This is a genomic window from Pseudolabrys sp. FHR47, assembly GCF_005153485.1.
Lineage (GTDB): Bacteria > Pseudomonadota > Alphaproteobacteria > Rhizobiales > Xanthobacteraceae > Pseudolabrys.
In genome coordinates, this window is record NZ_CP039740.1 from 1436920 (window position 1) to 1452823 (window position 15904).

Here is a 15904-nt window from a genome sequence, read left to right on the forward strand (position 1 = left end):
ATGATGCGCATCCTCAATATCCTGGTCATCGCCGCGCTCGTCGTCGCCGCGGCCTATGTCTACAAGATCAAGTTCGACTCGACGCTGCAGGCCGAGCGTGTCGCCAAGCTGCGCCACGAACTGCGCCGCGAGCGTGATGCCGTGGCCGTCCTGCGTGCTGAATGGGCTAAGCTGCAAGCGCCGCTTCGCATCCAGGGTCTCGCCGAACGTCACCTCAAGCTCAAACCGGTGGCATCGACCCAATTCGCCAATTTCGACAACCTGCCGATGCGGCCCGCGCCGGCGCCGCCGCAAGAGGATCCGATCGCGTCCGTGATCGCGCCCGGAGCGCCGCGGGAAACCACCGGCAGCATCGGCAATCCGGGGGCGCCGCGATGACCGATATCGGATTCACCGCGCCGAAGAAGAAGGCGACCGAGTCTCGCTGGCAGCGTATGGTGCATACGCTGCTCTACGGCGCCAATGTCGATCGCAACGTCAAGGCCAAGGCGCGCATCGGCCTCGCCATCATCGCCTTCGTGGCGCTCTACGGCATTATCGCCGGCAAGCTCGTCATGTTCGCACTTATCAGCGAAGGCCATGGCGGTCGCCGCGGTGTGTCGCAGGACGCGATCGCCACGGCGCGCCCGGACATCGTCGATCGTCACGGCGCCATCATCGCCACCGACGTGAAGATGCCGTCGCTGTTCGCCGAGCCGCGCCGCCTCATCGATGTCGACGAGGCGACCGAGATGCTCACCGCCGTATTGCCCGATCTCGATGCCAAGGATTTGCGCGAGCGCCTTGCCTCGAACCGCGGCTTCGCCTGGCTCAAGCGCGAACTCACGCCGGCGCAGCAGCGCGAAATCCATCGCCTCGGCCTGCCGGGCATCGGCTTCCTGACCGAGAACAAGCGCGTCTATCCCAACGGTCCGGTGGTGTCGCACCTGATCGGCCACGTCAACGTCGACAACCAGGGCATCGCCGGCATCGAGAAATGGCTCGACGGGCAGGGCCTGGCGGCGTTGCATATGGCGGGGCTCGCCACCGATCGCTTGCAGAAGCCGGTCGAACTGGCGCTCGACCTGCGCGTCCAGTTCGCGCTACGCGACGAACTGGCCAAGGCGCGTGACAAATTCTCCGCCAAAGCGGCGGCCGGCCTGATGCTCAATGTCAACACCGGCGAGATCGTCGCCATGGCGTCGGAGCCGGACTACGACCCGAACAATCCGCGCGAGGCCAACGATCCGACCCGCATCAACCGCCTGACGACCGGCGTTTATGAAATGGGTTCGACCTTCAAGGCGCTGACCATCGCCATGGGCCTCGACTCCGGCCGCATCGGTCTCAACACCACCTTCGACGCGCGCATCCCGCTGCGCTACGGCAAGTTCACCATCAATGACTACCACGCGCAGCGCCGCGTGCTGTCGATCCCCGAGATATTCACCTACTCGTCGAACATCGGCACGGCGCGGCTCGCGCTGTCGCTCGGCGTCGAGTATCACAAAGCCTATCTGCGCAAGATGGGGCAGCTCGATCGCTTGCGCACCGAGCTGCCGGAAAGTTCCGAACCGATCGTGCCGAAGCGCTGGGGCGAACTGAACACCGTGACTATCGCTTTCGGCCACGGCCTGTCGGTCGCGCCGCTGCAGGCGGTCATGGGCGTCGCGGCCACGCTGAATGGCGGCCTGCTCATCCCGCCAACCTTCCTCAAGCGCACCCAGGACGAGGCGCGGGCGCTCGCCAAGCAGGTGCTCAAGCCGGAAACCTCGATCAAGATGCGCTATCTGATGCGTCTCAATGCCGAGGTCGGCAGCGCCAAGACCGCGAATGTCGACGGCTACTACATCGGCGGCAAGACCGGCACGGCGGAAAAGGTCATCAACGGCCGTTATTCGAAGACCAAGCTGCTCACCGATTTCATGGCCGTTCTGCCCGCCGACAAGCCGCAGTATCTTCTGCTGATCATGCTGGATGAACCGCAGGCCACCAAGGAAACGCACGGCTACGCCACCGCGGGCTGGAACGCCGCGCCGACGGCGGCCAAGGTGATCGCACGCGTCGCGCCGTTGCTCGACATAGCGCCGCGTTTCGATCTGCCGAAGGCCGAACAGGCGATCCTCGTTTCCAATCAGGTGGCGCGGTGACGCTCGGTGAAATCCTGCCGGAAGCCGTCCTCGCACCGGGTTTTGCCGCTATCGCGGTGACGGGCGTCACCTCCGACAGCCGTAAGGTGAAGCGCGGCTTTCTTTTCATCGCCATCGCCGGCAGCAAGGCGGACGGCGCGGCCTATGCCGCCAAGGCGGTGGAGGCGGGCGCGATCGCCGTTGCCGCCGAGCATAAGCCCGATGGAATGCCGCAGGGCGCGGCCTTCATTCAGGTTGATAATGCGCGGCGTGCGCTCGCGCTGGCCGCATCGAAATTCTATCCGCGTCAGCCGGGTATCATCGCTGCGGTCACCGGCACCAGCGGCAAGACATCGGTCGCCGCCTTTATGCGCGAGATCTGGGCGGCGCTGGGACAACAGGCGGCCAGCATCGGTACGGTCGGCGTGGTGTCGCCGAAAGGCGAGGTCTACGGTTCGCTCACGACGCCCGACCCGGTCGATCTGCATCGTTCGCTCGACGAGTTGGTGGGCGAGGGCGTTACGCATCTGGCGTTGGAAGCATCGTCACACGGGCTCGATCAGCATCGCCTCGATGGCATCCGCATTGCGGCCGGCGGCTACACCAATCTGTCGCGCGATCATCTCGATTATCACCCGACGCTGGAAGCCTATCTTTCCGCCAAGCTGCGCCTGTTCACCGATCTGATTGCCGCGAACGGCACCGCCGTGATCAATGTCGATGATGCGCACTCGCCACAGGTCGTAGCTGCGGTGCGGCAGCGCGGGCTGAAGCTGTTGGCCATAGGCAAGCGGGGCGAAGGCATCCGGATCGCCGACGTCGCCATCGACGGCTTTGCCCAACGCGTCACCTTCGAGCACGCCGGTCACATATATAATGTGAAGCTGCCGCTGGTCGGCGCTTTCCAAGTCTACAACGCCGCGGTGGCCGCGGGGCTTGTCATCGCCACCGGCTCGGCGCCGGCGCCAGTTTTCGCCGCGCTTGAAAAGCTCACCGGCGCCAAGGGCCGGCTCGAACTCGTCGGCGCATTCAACGGCGCACCGATTTTCATCGACTATTCGCACAAGCCGGACGCACTGGCCAAGGCGTTGGAAGCGTTGCGGCCTTATGCCACCGGCAAGCTCGTCGTCGTGTTCGGCGCCGGCGGCGACCGCGATCCCGGCAAACGTCCGCTGATGGGCGAGGTCGCGTACAAGAACGCCGACCGCGTTATCGTCACCGATGACAATCCGCGCAGCGAAGATCCGGCCGCGATCCGCGCCGCCATTCTCGCCGCCGCACCCGGCGCGACCGAGATCGGCGACCGCGCCGCCGCTATTCGCGCCGGCATTGCGGGCCTTCAAAAGGGCGACGTGCTGGTCATCGCCGGCAAGGGTCACGAAACCGGCCAGATTGTCGGCGGAAAGACGCTGCCGTTCTCGGATCACGAGGCGGTCGAGAAGGTGGTGAAGGAATTGGGGGTATGACGTCTCTCTGGACTCTCACCGACATGGCCCGCGCCATGCGCGCCGAAACCGTTGGCGCGCCGGCGGCCGAGATCACCGGCATCTCCATCGACACCCGCACCATCGCCAAGGGCGAAGCTTTCTTCGCGCTGACCGACGTGCGCGACGGCCATGATTTCGTCGAGGCGGCGCTAAAAGGCGGCGCCACCGTTGCCGTGGTCGCGCGGTCGAAGCGCGATCGTTTCCCCGCCGATGCGCCGCTGCTGGTAGTCGATGACGTGCTCGATGGCTTGCGCGATCTGGCGCGGGCTGCGCGCGCGCGCATGAGCGCCAAGGTGATCGCCGTTACCGGCTCGGTCGGCAAGACCGGCACCAAGGAAGCGCTGCGCCTCGCGCTGTCCGCCGATGGCGAGACCCATGCCTCGGTCGCGTCGTACAACAATCACTGGGGCGTGCCGCTGTCGCTGGCGCGCTGCCCGGCCGATGTGAAATACGCGGTCTTTGAAATCGGCATGAATCATGCCGGCGAGATCACGCCGTTGACGAAACTGGTGCGCCCGCATGTCGCTATCGTCACGACGGTCGAGGCGGTGCATCTGGAATATTTCGGCTCGATCGAGAAGATCGCCGACGCCAAGGCCGAGATTTTTCTCGGCCTCGAGCCCGGTGGCGCCGCCGTCATCAACCGCGACAATTCACAATATGAACGGCTTGCCGCGGCGGCGAAAGCCGCCGGTGTCAAAAATATTGTGCGCTTCGGCGAGGATCCGTCCTGCGAGGCGCGGCTGATCCGCTTTGCGCTCCATGCCGGCATGTCGTCCGTCCATGCCGACATTCTCGGCCACGAGGTACATTACAAACTCGGCGCGCCGGGCCGGCATCTCGTGAACAACTCGCTCGCCGTGCTGGCCGCGGCGTCGCTCGCCGGTGCCGATCTGGCGTTGGCCGCGCTGGCGCTCGGCAAACTGCGCGCGCCGGCCGGCCGCGGCGCGCGATTTGCTCTGCATATCGACGGCGGCAACGCGCTGTTGATCGACGAGAGCTACAACGCCAATCCGGCCTCGATGGCGGCGGCCATCGCGCTGCTCGGTCAGGCCGAGGTCGGCAAGCTTCCAAACGGTTCTTGCGGTCGCCGTATCGCCGTGCTCGGCGACATGCTGGAACTGGGCAGCGACGGCGAAAAGCTGCACCGCGCGCTGGCGGCCGACCTCGAGGCCGCCAGGATCGACCTCGTTTATTGCTCTGGACCGCTGATGCGATCGCTGTTTCAGGCCCTTCCCTCGGACCGCCGGGGCGGCTATGCCGGAACCGCGGCGGAGCTGGAGCCGGCCGTGCTCGGCGCTGTTCGTCCCGGTGACGCGGTGATGGTGAAGGGCTCGTTCGGCTCCAAAATGGCCCCCATCGTCAAGGCGTTAGTAAAAACCTACGCGGGCACACCGGCGCCGGAAGCGGACGCCGGAACCTGACGAGGTCAACAAGCGGCAAAAAGCCAACCAGCGGCAAGAGTCTGCGACAAGGCGACTGCGATGTTTTACTGGCTGACCGAATTCTCCGACAAGATCTCGTTCTTCAACGTGTTCCGCTACATCACCTTCCGCACCGGCGGTGCGATCGTGACGGCGCTGGTCTTCGTCTTCCTGTTCGGCGGACCGATCATCGACATGCTGCGGCTCAAGCAGGGCCGCGGCCAGCCGATCCGCACCGACGGCCCGCAGTCGCACCTCGTCACCAAGAAGGGCACGCCCACCATGGGCGGCCTGATGATCCTGTCGGGTCTGCTGGTGTCGACCTTGTTGTGGGCCAATCCGAAGAACCCTTACGTCTGGATCGTGCTCGGCGTCACTTTGGCCTTCGGCCTGATCGGTTTCTACGACGACTATCTGAAGGTGACGAAGCAGACCCATGCCGGTTTCTCCGGCCGTACGCGCCTGATCGCCGAGGCGACGGTGGCGCTGATCGCGTGCCTCGCGCTCACCCATATCGGCAAGGCGCCGATGGCGACGTCGCTGACCTTTCCGTTCATCAAGGAACTGGTGATCAATCTCGGCTGGATGTTCGTCCTTCTCGGCGCCTTCGTCATCGTCGGCGCCGGCAATGCCGTGAATCTCACCGACGGTCTCGACGGCCTCGCCATCGTGCCGGTGATGATCGCGGCGGCGAGCTTCGGCCTCATCTCCTACGTTGTCGGCAACGCCCTGTTCTCCGAATATCTGCAATTGCATTACGTCGCCGGCACCGGCGAACTCGCGGTGCTGTGCGGGGCGGTCATCGGTGCGTCGCTCGGCTTCCTGTGGTTCAACGCGCCGCCGGCTTCGATCTTCATGGGCGACACTGGTTCGCTCGCGCTGGGCGGCCTGCTCGGCACCGTCGCGGTCGCGACCAAGCATGAGATCGTGCTCGCCATCATCGGCGGCCTGTTCGTATTGGAGGCGGTGTCGGTGATCGTGCAGGTGGCCTCCTTCAAGCTCACCGGCAAGCGCGTCTTCAAGATGGCGCCGATCCATCACCATTACGAACAGATGGGCTGGACCGAGCCGCAGATTGTCATCCGCTTCTGGATCGTCGCGGTCGTGCTCGCGCTCGCCGGACTATCGACGCTCAAGCTGCGATGATCCCCGTCACCACCTTTGCCGATAAGAAAGTCGCCGTGTTCGGTCTCGGCGGCTCGGGGCTGCTCACGGCGCGCGCGCTGAAAGCGGGCGGCGCGCATGTCATCGCCTATGACGACGCGCCCTTGAAGAACGAGCAGGCCAAGGCCGCCGGCATCGAGACCGCCAACCTCGCCGATATCGACTGGACGGGTATTGCCGCGCTGGTGCTGTCGCCGGGCGTGCCGCTGACGCACCCGACGCCGCACTGGACGGTGCAGCGCGCGCATCGCGAGAATGTCGAGGTCATCGGCGACATCGAACTGTTCTGCCGCGAGCGCGCCAAGCACGGCGCGGAGTGTCCGCTGGTTGCCATCACCGGCACCAACGGCAAATCCACCACCACGGCGCTCACGGCCCATCTCATCAACCACGCCGGCCGCGATGCGCAGATGGGCGGCAATATCGGCGTGCCGGCGCTGGCGCTCGAACCTTTCGCGCCCGGTCGTCACTACGTGCTCGAAGTGTCGTCCTATCAGGTCGATCTCGCGCCCTCATTGCGGCCGACGGTCGGCATTCTCATCAATGTCTCGGCCGATCATCTCGACCGCCACGGCACCATCGAGAACTACGCCGCGATCAAGACTCTGGTGGTGGCGCAAGCCGAACGCACCGCCATCGTCGGCGTCGATGATCGCTGGTCGCGCGAGGCCGCTGATCGCGTCGAACGCGCCGGCAAACACGTCGAGCGCATCTCGGTCGAGGGCCCGGTGCGCGACGGTTATTTCGCCGACGGCCCGCGCATCATGCGCGCCAGTGCTGGCAAGCCGTTTCCGGCGGCGCAGCTCACGGGCATCGGCTCCTTGCGCGGCACGCACAATGCGCAGAACGCTGCTTGCGCCATCGCCGCATGCGTCGCGCTTGGGCTCGACCTGCCGGCCATTCAGAAAGGGCTCGTCTCGTTCCCCGGCCTCGCGCACCGCATGCAAGCGGTCGGCCGCAAGACAACCGCCGCCGGCCACATTCTCTATGTCAACGACTCCAAGGCCACCAATGCCGACAGCACCTCCAAGGCGCTGGCGAGTTTCACCGACATCTTCTGGATCGCCGGCGGCAAGCCCAAGGCCGGCGGCATCGAAAGCCTGTCCGAGTTCTGGCCGCGCATCCGCAAGGCCTATCTGATCGGCGAGGCGGCTGAAGCCTTCGCCGAAACGCTTCAAGGCAAGGTCGATCACGAGATCGACGGCGTGCTGTCGAAGGCCATCGAGGCGGCCACCCGCGACGCCGAGGCCTCCGGCCTCAAGGAGGCCGTCATTTTGTTGTCGCCGGCCTGCGCTTCGTTCGACCAGTACCCGAATTTCGAAGTGCGCGGGAAGGCGTTCGCCGACCTGGCTCTCGCGCTGCCGGGCGTTTCTTCCCTCTCCCCGCGTTAGCGGGGAGAGGGTGGCGAGCGCCGGTTAGGCGCGAGCCGGGTGAGGGGCATGGCACGGCCCCTCACCCGACTTCCTCGCTAAGGCTCGGAAGTCGACCTCTCCCCGCAATGCGGGGAGAGGTAAAGCAGTCTTAACCGTTCCTAAACCACGACGCGTCAGCTTGAAGCCTCACGGATTCCGGGCTTCCCATGATTTCGCGCGCGCAACGCACCCCGATCGGCGAGTGGTGGTGGACGGTCGATCGCTTGACGCTCGCCGCCATCGGCGCGCTGATGCTCGCCGGCGTCGTGCTGTCGCTCGCGGCGTCGCCGCCGGTCGCTGGCCGGCTCGGGCTCGAACCGTTCTACTTCGTCAATCGCCACATCTTCTTCCTGTTTCCGACAATTGCCATTCTGCTCGGCGTCTCGTTTCTGACGCCGCGTCAGATCCGCCGGCTGTCGCTCGTCGTCTTCGCCATCAGCCTGGTCATGGTCGCGGCCACGCCATTCTTCGGTCAGGAAATCAAGGGCGCCAAACGCTGGCTGGTCATCGCCGGTGTCAATATCCAGCCGTCCGAGTTTCTCAAGCCGGCTTTCGTCATTCTCATTGCCTGGCTGTTCGGCGAGTCGGCCAAGCGTCCCGAGATGCCGGCCAACACCATCGCGCTTGCTCTCTTGCTGGCTGTGGTGGCGCTGCTCGTCATCCAGCCGGACTTCGGCCAGACCATGCTGATCGTTCTGGTGTGGAGCGCGCTGTTCTTCATGGCCGGCATGCGCGTGATCTGGATGTTCGGCATCGCCGGCGCCGCGGGCTTCGGTCTGCTGGTCGCCTATTACACCGTGCCGCATGTCACCTCGCGCATCCAGCGCTTCATGAATCCGGCGGCGGGCGACACGTTCAACATTGACGTCGCCACCGAAAGCTTCATGCGCGGCGGCTGGTTCGGTCGCGGCCCGGGCGAGGGCACGGTGAAGCGCATGCTGCCGGAGAGCCATACCGACTTCGTGTTCTCGGTCGCGGCGGAGGAATTCGGCGTCGCGCTATGCCTGGCGCTGGTGGCGCTGTTCTCCTTCATCGTCGTGCGCGCACTGATCCGCGCCATGCGCAACGAAGATCCTTTCTGTCGCTTCGCCGCTGCCGGCCTCACCATGCTGTTCGCCACGCAATCGGCGATCAACATGGCTGTGAACCTGCATCTCATTCCGGCCAAGGGCATGACGCTGCCCTTCATCTCTTATGGCGGCTCGTCGATGCTGTCGCTGGCTTACGGCATGGGCATGCTGCTGGCGCTGACGCGCGAACAGCCGCGCGGCGCGATGCTGACCGCGCCAGGTCTCGAGCTGCGAACGACATGATATGATCCGCCATCCTTCGAGGCTCGCTGCGCTCGCGCCTCAGGATGACGGATTGAGAAAGCCCGGCATGGCAAGCTCCACGACGAACAAACTCATCCTCCTCTGCGCCGGCGGCACCGGCGGTCATCTGTTTCCGGCGGAGTCGCTCGCCGTCGCACTGAACAGGCGCGGCGTCACCGTCGATCTGGCGACCGATACGCGCGCCGCGCATTTCGAGTTTCCCGCTCGCGAGGTTCATCTCATCCCGAGCGCGACAGTGCGCGGCCGCGATCCCGTGTCGCTGGCACGCACCGCGCTGATGCTGGGCCGCGGCACATTGAAAGCCTGGAGTGTGATCGGCCGCATAAAGCCGTCGGTGGTCGTCGGCTTTGGCGGCTATCCGACCGTGCCGCCGCTTATCGCTGCTTCCTGGCGCGGCGTGCCGACGGTTTTGCATGAGCAGAACGGTGTCATGGGCCGCGCCAACCGGCTGCTGGCCTCGCGCGTGACCGCCATCGCCACCGGCTTCCGCGTGTTCAACAAGGTCGATGACAGCCTGCGCGGCAAGTTGACCTTCACCGGCAATCCGGTGCGTCCGCTGGTGATCGAGGCATCGAAGGTGCCTTACCACGCCCTCGAGGCCGAGGGCACCTTTCGCCTGCTGGTGTTCGGCGGCAGTCAGGGCGCCCGCGTCATGTCGGAAGTCGTGCCGGTTGCGATCGAAAAACTCGATGCGGCCTTGCGGGCGCGGCTTCACGTCGTGCAGCAGGCGCGTCCGGAGGATATCGACGCGGTCTCCGCGCACTATGACAGGCTCGGTGTGGCGCACACCTGCGCGTCGTTCTTCTCCGACTTGCCGGTGCGGATGGCGGCGGCGCATCTCGTGATATCGCGTTCGGGCGCGTCGACCGTCGCCGAACTCTCCGCCATCGGCCGCCCCGGAATTCTGGTGCCTTTACCGCACGCGCTGGATCAGGATCAGTTGGCCAACGCCGGCGTGCTGCAGGACGCTGGTGGCGCGATCCGCATCGTCCAGGCCGAGTTCACACCGGATCGGCTGGCGCAGGAACTTGAAACTCTCGCTGCCAATCCATCCCGGCTTGGCGTTATGGCACGGGCGGCCAAGGCTTCCGGAACCGCAGACGCCGCCGAGCGGCTAGCCGATCTGGTACTTCGGGTCGCCGGTTATTAACAGCGGCCGGCCCGAGGAACCATTTAGTGACTCAGCCGTTGCACACTTTCTGGGCTAATTTGACCTAAGAAACGTGATTGCCGTGATTGACTGGCTGCTGGGAACTTCGGGGTGAGGGACGACCCGAACAATCTCGTCCGTCCTCAGGGTGACGATGGGCGCTACCGTCTGCTCGTCGAAGCCGTGACCGACTATGCCATCTGCATGCTCGATGCCGACGGAATCGTGTCGAGCTGGAATCCGGGCGCGCAGCGGTTCAAGGGCTACACCGCCGCTGAAATCATCGGTCAGCATTTCTCCCGTTTCTATACCGACGAAGATCGCGCAACGGGTTTGCCGGCGCGCGCTCTGGCGACTGCCCGCGACGAAGGCAAATTCGAAACCGAAGGTTGGCGTGTTCGTAAGGACGGCTCGCGCTTCTGGGCCTATGTCGTCATCCATCCGGTTCGCGAGCCCGACGGCTCGCTGGTCGGCTTCGCCAAGATCACTCGCGATCTCACAGAACGGAAACAGGCCGAAGAATCTCTGCGCCGGAGTCAGGAACAGTTCCGTCTGCTGGTGCAGGGCGTCACCGACTACGCCATCTATCTGCTCGATCCCGGCGGCTTCGTCAGCAACTGGAATCCCGGCGCGCAGCGCATCAAGGGCTACCGTCCCGAGGAGATCATCGGCCAGCACTTCTCGCGCTTTTATACGGAGGAGGATCGCGCGGCCGGATTGCCCGAGCGCGCGCTGTCGGTCGCTGCGCGGGAAGGCCGTTTCGAACGGGAAGGCGTGCGCCTGCGCAAGGACGGCTCGCGCTTCTTCGCCCATGTCATCATCGACGCGATCCGCGATGACGAGGGGAAACTGGCCGGCTTCGCCAAGATTACTCGCGACATCAGCGAGCGCCGCGAGGCGCAGGAGAAACTCGAGCGCACCCGCGAAGCGCTGGTGCAGGCGCAAAAGATGGAGGCCATCGGCCAGCTCACCGGCGGCGTGGCGCATGATTTCAACAATCTCTTGATGGCGGTGCTCGGCAGCCTCGAGCTGATGCGCAAGCGCCTGCCGGACGATCCGAGGCTCAAAGCGCTCTTGGAAAATGCCGTCAAGGGCGCCGAGCGGGGCACGGCGCTGACCAAGCGTATGCTGGCCTTTGCGCGCCGCCAGGAGATCAAGCAAGAATCGATCGACATTCCCAACCTGGTCCGCGGCATGGCCGAACTGCTGCAGCGGACCTTGGGCAAATCGATCACGCTTGAAACACGTTTTCCGCTGGCGCTGAGCACAGTGATCGCGGATGCCAACCAGCTCGAGGTCGCGTTGCTCAACTTGGCGGTCAACGCCCGCGACGCGATGAACGACGATGGCGAGATCGTTATCGCGGCGCGCGACGAAATCGTCGGACCTGGTGAGACTTCACTGAAGCCGGGCCGCTATGTGCGGCTGTCTGTCAGCGATAATGGCGTCGGCATGGACGAAGCGATATTGCGCCGCGCCATCGAGCCGTTCTTCACCACCAAGCAGCCCGGCAAGGGAACCGGCCTCGGCCTGTCGATGGTGCATGGATTGGCAGAGCAATTCGGTGGCCGCTTTGTACTGCGTAGTGTGCCGGGTGAGGGCACAACGGCGGAACTGTGGCTGCCGGCCGACGAGTCCGCAAAGCAGGCGCCGGAGCCGACGACGCTGAGCCCCGAAAAAGAGATGCCGCCCCAGTCGCAACTGGCTGTACTGGCGGTCGATGACGATCCGCTGGTGCTTACCAATACCGTTGGCATGCTCGAGGACCTCGGCCATGTCTGTTTCGCCGCGGCGTCGGCCGACGAAGCCCTCGCGATCCTCGACGCGCAAGCCGGCATCGATCTTGTCGTCACCGATCAGATCATGCCGCACACCACGGGATTGCAGCTTGCCAAGGCGATCCGCAAGCGCTGGCCCGACCTGCCGATCATGCTGGCGACCGGTTACGCCGAGATCGACCCGGAGCAGGCCATGAAGCTGCCGCGGCTGTCCAAGCCCTTCACCCAGGCCGAACTGGCGGCGGAAGTCGCCGGCCTCGGCCTGCGTTCGCGCAAGGGCGTGGCGGCCCAGGTGATCAACTTCCGCAGCGGCAACGGTGATCACGCTAAAAACGGTGCTTAACCCTTCATCCGCCTTGGTATTTCACCGATCTTCCCTTTTTCTCCGGCTTGCCATACACGGACGCATTGTAGTTCAGACGGTCCGCCCGCGCGGACGCCGGATGCAGGGATAGGCCTTCCATGAAATTGCCGACCGAACTCGGACCGGTGCACTTCGTCGGCATCGGCGGTATTGGCATGAGCGGCATCGCCGAGGTGCTGATCAATCTCGGCTACACGGTGCGCGGTTCGGACGCCTCCGACAGCGCCAACGTCAAGCGTCTGCGCGAGAAGGGCGTCATCGTCGAGATCGGTCACAAGGCCGAGAACCTCGACGCCGCCGACGTCGTCGTTGTTTCTTCCGCGATCAAGCCGGACAACCCGGAACTGGTCGCGGCGCGCGCCAAGCGTTTGCCGGTGGTGCGCCGCGCCGAAATGCTCGCCGAGCTGATGCGGCTGAAATCCTGCGTCGCCATTGCCGGCACGCACGGCAAGACCACGACGACCTCGATGGTCGCGACCTTGCTCGATTCCGGCGGCTTCGATCCGACGGTGATCAATGGCGGCATCATCAACGCCTACGGTACCAATGCGCGCCTCGGCGAGGGCGACTGGATGGTGGTCGAGGCCGACGAGTCCGACGGGACCTTCCTCAAGCTGCCGGCCGACATCGCCATCGTCACCAATGTCGATGCCGAGCACCTCGACCACTTCAAGACCTTCGCCGCCGTGCAGGAGGCCTTCATCCATTTCGTCGAGAACGTGCCGTTCTACGGTTTCGCGGTCATGTGCACCGACCATCCGATCGTGCAGCGCCTCGTCGGCCGCATCGCCGACCGCCGCATCATCACGTACGGCGAGAATGCGCAAGCCGACGTGCGCCTCGTCGATCTCGTCAACAAGGACGGCAAGCAGCAGTTCTCGGTCCTGTTCCGCGACCGCGACGGCGCCGAGGTGCATCGCATCACCAATCTTGAACTGCCGATGCCGGGTCGCCACAACGCGCTCAACGCCACCTCCGCGATCGCGGTGGCGCATGAACTCGGCATCGCCGACGACAAGATCCGCGCCGCGCTCGGCAAGTTCGGCGGCGTCAAGCGCCGCTTCACGAAAGTCGGTGAGTGGAACGGCGCCACCATCATCGACGATTACGGCCATCATCCGGTGGAGATCGCGGCGGTGTTGAAAGCCGCGCGCGAGTCGACCAAGAACAAGGTCATCGCCGTGGTGCAGCCGCATCGCTACACGCGCCTCAAGACCCTGTTCGAGCCGTTCTCGACCTGCTTCAACGACGCCGACGCCGTTATCGTCGCCAATGTCTATGCCGCCGGCGAAGCGCCGATTGAAGGCGCCGATCGCGATCATCTGGTGCAGGCTTTGCGCGCGCGCGGCCATCGCAACGTGACGCCGCTCGACGGCCCGGAGCAGCTTGCCGGCATCGTCAAGGGCCTCGCCAAGCCGGGCGACTACGTCGTCTGCCTCGGCGCCGGCTCGATCTCGCAATGGGCCTATGCGCTGCCGGGTGAACTTGCGGCGCTGGACTTAAAGTAAAGCGATGACCTTCCCCGATATCGTTCCCGACCTGAAAGCCCGCATGCCGGAATTGCGCGGGCGCATGATGGCGAACCAGACGCTCGATCCGTACACCTGGTTTCGCGTCGGCGGCCCGGCGCAGGTGCTGTTCTCGCCGGAAGACCCGGACGATCTTGCTTATTTCCTCAAGATGCTGCCGGCCGACGTGCCGGTGATGGTGATCGGCGCCGCCTCCAACACCATCGTGCGCGACGGCGGTGTGCCGGGCGTCGTTATCCGGCTCGGCCGCGGCTTCAACGACGTCGCCATCGAAGACGGCAACCGCGTGCGCTGCGGCGCCGGCATTCTCGATGTGCTGGTGGCGCGCGCCGCGCAGAAGGCCGCCATCGCCGGCCTCGCGTTTCTGTCCGGCATTCCCGGCACCATCGGCGGCGCGCTGCGCATGAACGGCGGCGCCTATGGCGGCGAGACGAAGGACGTTCTCGTCGAGGCCTATGCCATCGACCGCCAGGGCAATCGCGTCACTTACGCGAACGCCGACATGGGCTTCTCTTATCGCCACTGCTCCGTGCCCGAGGATGTGATCTTCGTCGGCGCGTTGTTCCAGGGCAAAGCCGGCGACGCCGACGCCATCGCCGCCGAGATGGCCGACATCAAGGCCAAGCGCGAAGCCTCTCAGCCGCGCAATCGCACCGGCGGCTCGACTTTCAAGAATCCGCCCGGCCGTAATGCCTGGAAGCTGATCGACGAAGCCGGCTGCCGCGGCCTGACCATCGGCGGCGCGCAGGTCTCCGAACTGCATTGCAACTTCCTCATCAATCTCGGCAACGCCACCGCCGCCGATATCGAGACGCTCGGCGAAACCGTGCGCGAACGCGTCAAGGCGCATTCCGGCATCGCGCTGGAATGGGAGATCAAGCGTATCGGTGAGAAGGCTTGAGGCCGCGCGCGTTCACAATCTCCTGATCCGCGGCTCCTGCCAACTTCGCCCGTCAGTTCCGTCGCCAATGCGGCCCCGGACTTCGTTGCGCCTCATCCGGACCACCGCCGCGCTATCGATGTCGCCAAACCTTCACGGCGGAAAGAAGCAGCAGGATTGCCAGCAGCGGGAGCAATACCCCGTTTGGCACGATGCCGAGCAACTTGCCTCCGATAAATGTGCCGAGGATCGAGCCTGCTGCCATGATCAGCAGAAAGACCCAATTCCGCCGTATGACGGAAAAATTCTGATCTTGGCTGTACCGCGTGAAGCCTGCGAGCATAGTGGGCAAGCTAATTGCCAGCGAGAGACTGCCTGCCAGTTTCATGTCGGTCCCGAACAAGAGTACGAGCGTGGGTATCAAGAACTCACCGCCTGCAACGCCGAGCAGCGACGCCACCACCCCAATTGCAAAACCTGCCACAACGCCCGCGATGACGAGTGCCGCGCCTGTAAACAACGTCCCGGTGGCGACAGCGTCGTGCGCGAACGCGAGAACGCCAGCGATGACCACCAACAGTGCCGCAATAATGCGGTACAGCGTTTCCGATTTCAGCGCGGTAGCCCATGACGCGCCAACCCATGCACCGACAAGGCTGCCAGCAAGCAAGTTCATGATGATCGGCCATTCTGCGCCGATCTGCGCGAAGGGTATGGTGCTGGCACGAAAAGGCAGCGCCGTTGCAACGACGATGAGGCTGGTCGCCTTGTTGAGAATTACGGCTTCGAGCCCTTTAAATCCGAAGTAGCTGATGAGGACTGGTAACCGGAATTCGGCTCCCCCGAGGCCAATAAGACCACCGAGAGTGCCTATCGCGGCGCCCGTGCCGAACGCGACGGATTCACGGTCTCGATTCGCAAATAGGGGCACGGAATCACCGGGCGGGCGCTGACGCGCAATTGAGAGAGAAGCCCGTTTCCCGTCGTGCCGGGTCGCTGCACGGCCCTGCTTACGGCAGCCCGTGGGGTGACCGAAACCATAGCAGCCCAGAGGCGGTCTAGCTAGGGAGCGGCAACGCGTCCTGGCATTGACCCGTCGTCGCTGCATTTGCAGATCGCGCCTCAATGCACAGGACCGTAGCCCGGATGAAGCGCAGCGAAATCCGGGAGCGATTGAGAGTGCGGCTCCCGGATTGCGCCATTGGGCCGCGCTTCGCGGCCCTTGGCTTCATCCGGGCTACGGCTATCTCCGGGCCTTGACCGGTACCATTTAG

12 protein-coding genes are annotated in these 15904 nt (G+C 64.7%); 11 read left to right on the forward strand and 1 reads right to left on the reverse strand.

Translation table 11 applies throughout. From position 1 onward, the window contains the following. Nucleotides 1-3: 3 nt before the first annotated feature. The 11 genes from E8Q40_RS07140 to murB all read left to right on the forward strand — a co-directional run bounded on the left by E8Q40_RS07140 (nt 4) and on the right by murB (nt 14651). Entirely contained in the window at nt 4-378 is a 375-nt protein-coding gene (locus E8Q40_RS07140; protein ID WP_246663080.1) for a hypothetical protein, read from the forward strand. After that, on the forward strand, nt 375-2129 hold the full coding sequence (locus E8Q40_RS07145; RefSeq protein ID WP_137043725.1) for a penicillin-binding protein 2: 1755 nt from the start codon (nt 375-377) through the stop codon (nt 2127-2129). Before E8Q40_RS07140 ends, E8Q40_RS07145 begins: the two co-directional genes overlap by 4 nt. Next, nucleotides 2126-3574: a UDP-N-acetylmuramoyl-L-alanyl-D-glutamate--2,6-diaminopimelate ligase gene (locus E8Q40_RS07150; RefSeq protein WP_137043726.1), complete on the forward strand. Its 1449-nt coding sequence runs from the start codon at nt 2126-2128 to the stop codon at nt 3572-3574. The genes E8Q40_RS07145 and E8Q40_RS07150 overlap by 4 nt, the downstream gene beginning before the upstream one ends. Further along, nucleotides 3571-5019 carry a UDP-N-acetylmuramoylalanyl-D-glutamyl-2,6-diaminopimelate--D-alanyl-D-alanine ligase gene (locus tag E8Q40_RS07155; protein ID WP_137043727.1) on the forward strand — a complete coding sequence of 483 codons (1449 nt, stop codon included), beginning with the start codon at nt 3571-3573 and terminating at the stop codon, nt 5017-5019. Before E8Q40_RS07150 ends, E8Q40_RS07155 begins: the two co-directional genes overlap by 4 nt. Before the next feature lie 60 nt (nt 5020-5079). After that, on the forward strand, nt 5080-6165 hold the full coding sequence (gene mraY, locus E8Q40_RS07160; protein WP_137043728.1) for a phospho-N-acetylmuramoyl-pentapeptide-transferase: 1086 nt from the start codon (nt 5080-5082) through the stop codon (nt 6163-6165). Then, nucleotides 6162-7574: a UDP-N-acetylmuramoyl-L-alanine--D-glutamate ligase gene (murD, locus tag E8Q40_RS07165; RefSeq protein ID WP_137043729.1), complete on the forward strand. Its 1413-nt coding sequence runs from the start codon at nt 6162-6164 to the stop codon at nt 7572-7574. The genes mraY and murD overlap by 4 nt, the downstream gene beginning before the upstream one ends. A gap of 188 nt (nt 7575-7762) precedes the next feature. After that, nucleotides 7763-8908, forward strand: a complete 1146-nt coding sequence (gene ftsW, locus E8Q40_RS07170) for a putative lipid II flippase FtsW (RefSeq protein ID WP_137043730.1) — start codon at nt 7763-7765, stop codon at nt 8906-8908. Between the two features lie 67 nt (nt 8909-8975). Then, nucleotides 8976-10079 (forward strand): undecaprenyldiphospho-muramoylpentapeptide beta-N-acetylglucosaminyltransferase, encoded by a 1104-nt coding sequence (gene murG / locus E8Q40_RS07175; RefSeq protein ID WP_137043731.1) that lies wholly within the window; start codon nt 8976-8978, stop codon nt 10077-10079. Nucleotides 10080-10190: 111 nt separating this feature from the next. After that, nucleotides 10191-12200 carry a PAS domain-containing sensor histidine kinase gene (locus E8Q40_RS07180; RefSeq protein WP_246663026.1) on the forward strand — a complete coding sequence of 670 codons (2010 nt, stop codon included), beginning with the start codon at nt 10191-10193 and terminating at the stop codon, nt 12198-12200. 119 nt (nt 12201-12319) lie between these two features. Beyond that, on the forward strand, nt 12320-13729 hold the full coding sequence (gene murC / locus E8Q40_RS07185; RefSeq protein ID WP_137043732.1) for a UDP-N-acetylmuramate--L-alanine ligase: 1410 nt from the start codon (nt 12320-12322) through the stop codon (nt 13727-13729). A 4-nt stretch (nt 13730-13733) separates the two neighbouring features. Then, nucleotides 13734-14651 (forward strand): UDP-N-acetylmuramate dehydrogenase, encoded by a 918-nt coding sequence (murB, locus tag E8Q40_RS07190; protein ID WP_137043733.1) that lies wholly within the window; start codon nt 13734-13736, stop codon nt 14649-14651. Between the two features lie 112 nt (nt 14652-14763). Here the strand turns inward: murB and E8Q40_RS07195 are convergent, their stop codons facing one another. Continuing rightward, nucleotides 14764-15561: a sulfite exporter TauE/SafE family protein gene (locus tag E8Q40_RS07195; protein WP_246663027.1), complete on the reverse strand. Its 798-nt coding sequence runs from the start codon at nt 15559-15561 to the stop codon at nt 14764-14766. Nucleotides 15562-15904: the final 343 nt, after the last annotated feature.

What these genes read in the sequence shown, in the direction of transcription:
- E8Q40_RS07140 (WP_246663080.1), top strand. Translation starts at nt 4, where the DNA reads ATGCGCATCCTCAATATCCTGGTCATCGCCGCGCTCGTCGTCGCCGCG.
- E8Q40_RS07145 (WP_137043725.1), top strand. Translation starts at nt 375, where the DNA reads ATGACCGATATCGGATTCACCGCGCCGAAGAAGAAGGCGACCGAGTCT.
- E8Q40_RS07155 (WP_137043727.1), top strand. Translation starts at nt 3,571, where the DNA reads ATGACGTCTCTCTGGACTCTCACCGACATGGCCCGCGCCATGCGCGCC.
- mraY (WP_137043728.1), top strand. Translation starts at nt 5,080, where the DNA reads ATGTTTTACTGGCTGACCGAATTCTCCGACAAGATCTCGTTCTTCAAC.
- murD (WP_137043729.1), top strand. Translation starts at nt 6,162, where the DNA reads ATGATCCCCGTCACCACCTTTGCCGATAAGAAAGTCGCCGTGTTCGGT.
- ftsW (WP_137043730.1), top strand. Translation starts at nt 7,763, where the DNA reads ATGATTTCGCGCGCGCAACGCACCCCGATCGGCGAGTGGTGGTGGACG.
- murG (WP_137043731.1), top strand. Translation starts at nt 8,976, where the DNA reads ATGGCAAGCTCCACGACGAACAAACTCATCCTCCTCTGCGCCGGCGGC.
- murC (WP_137043732.1), top strand. Translation starts at nt 12,320, where the DNA reads ATGAAATTGCCGACCGAACTCGGACCGGTGCACTTCGTCGGCATCGGC.
- murB (WP_137043733.1), top strand. Translation starts at nt 13,734, where the DNA reads ATGACCTTCCCCGATATCGTTCCCGACCTGAAAGCCCGCATGCCGGAA.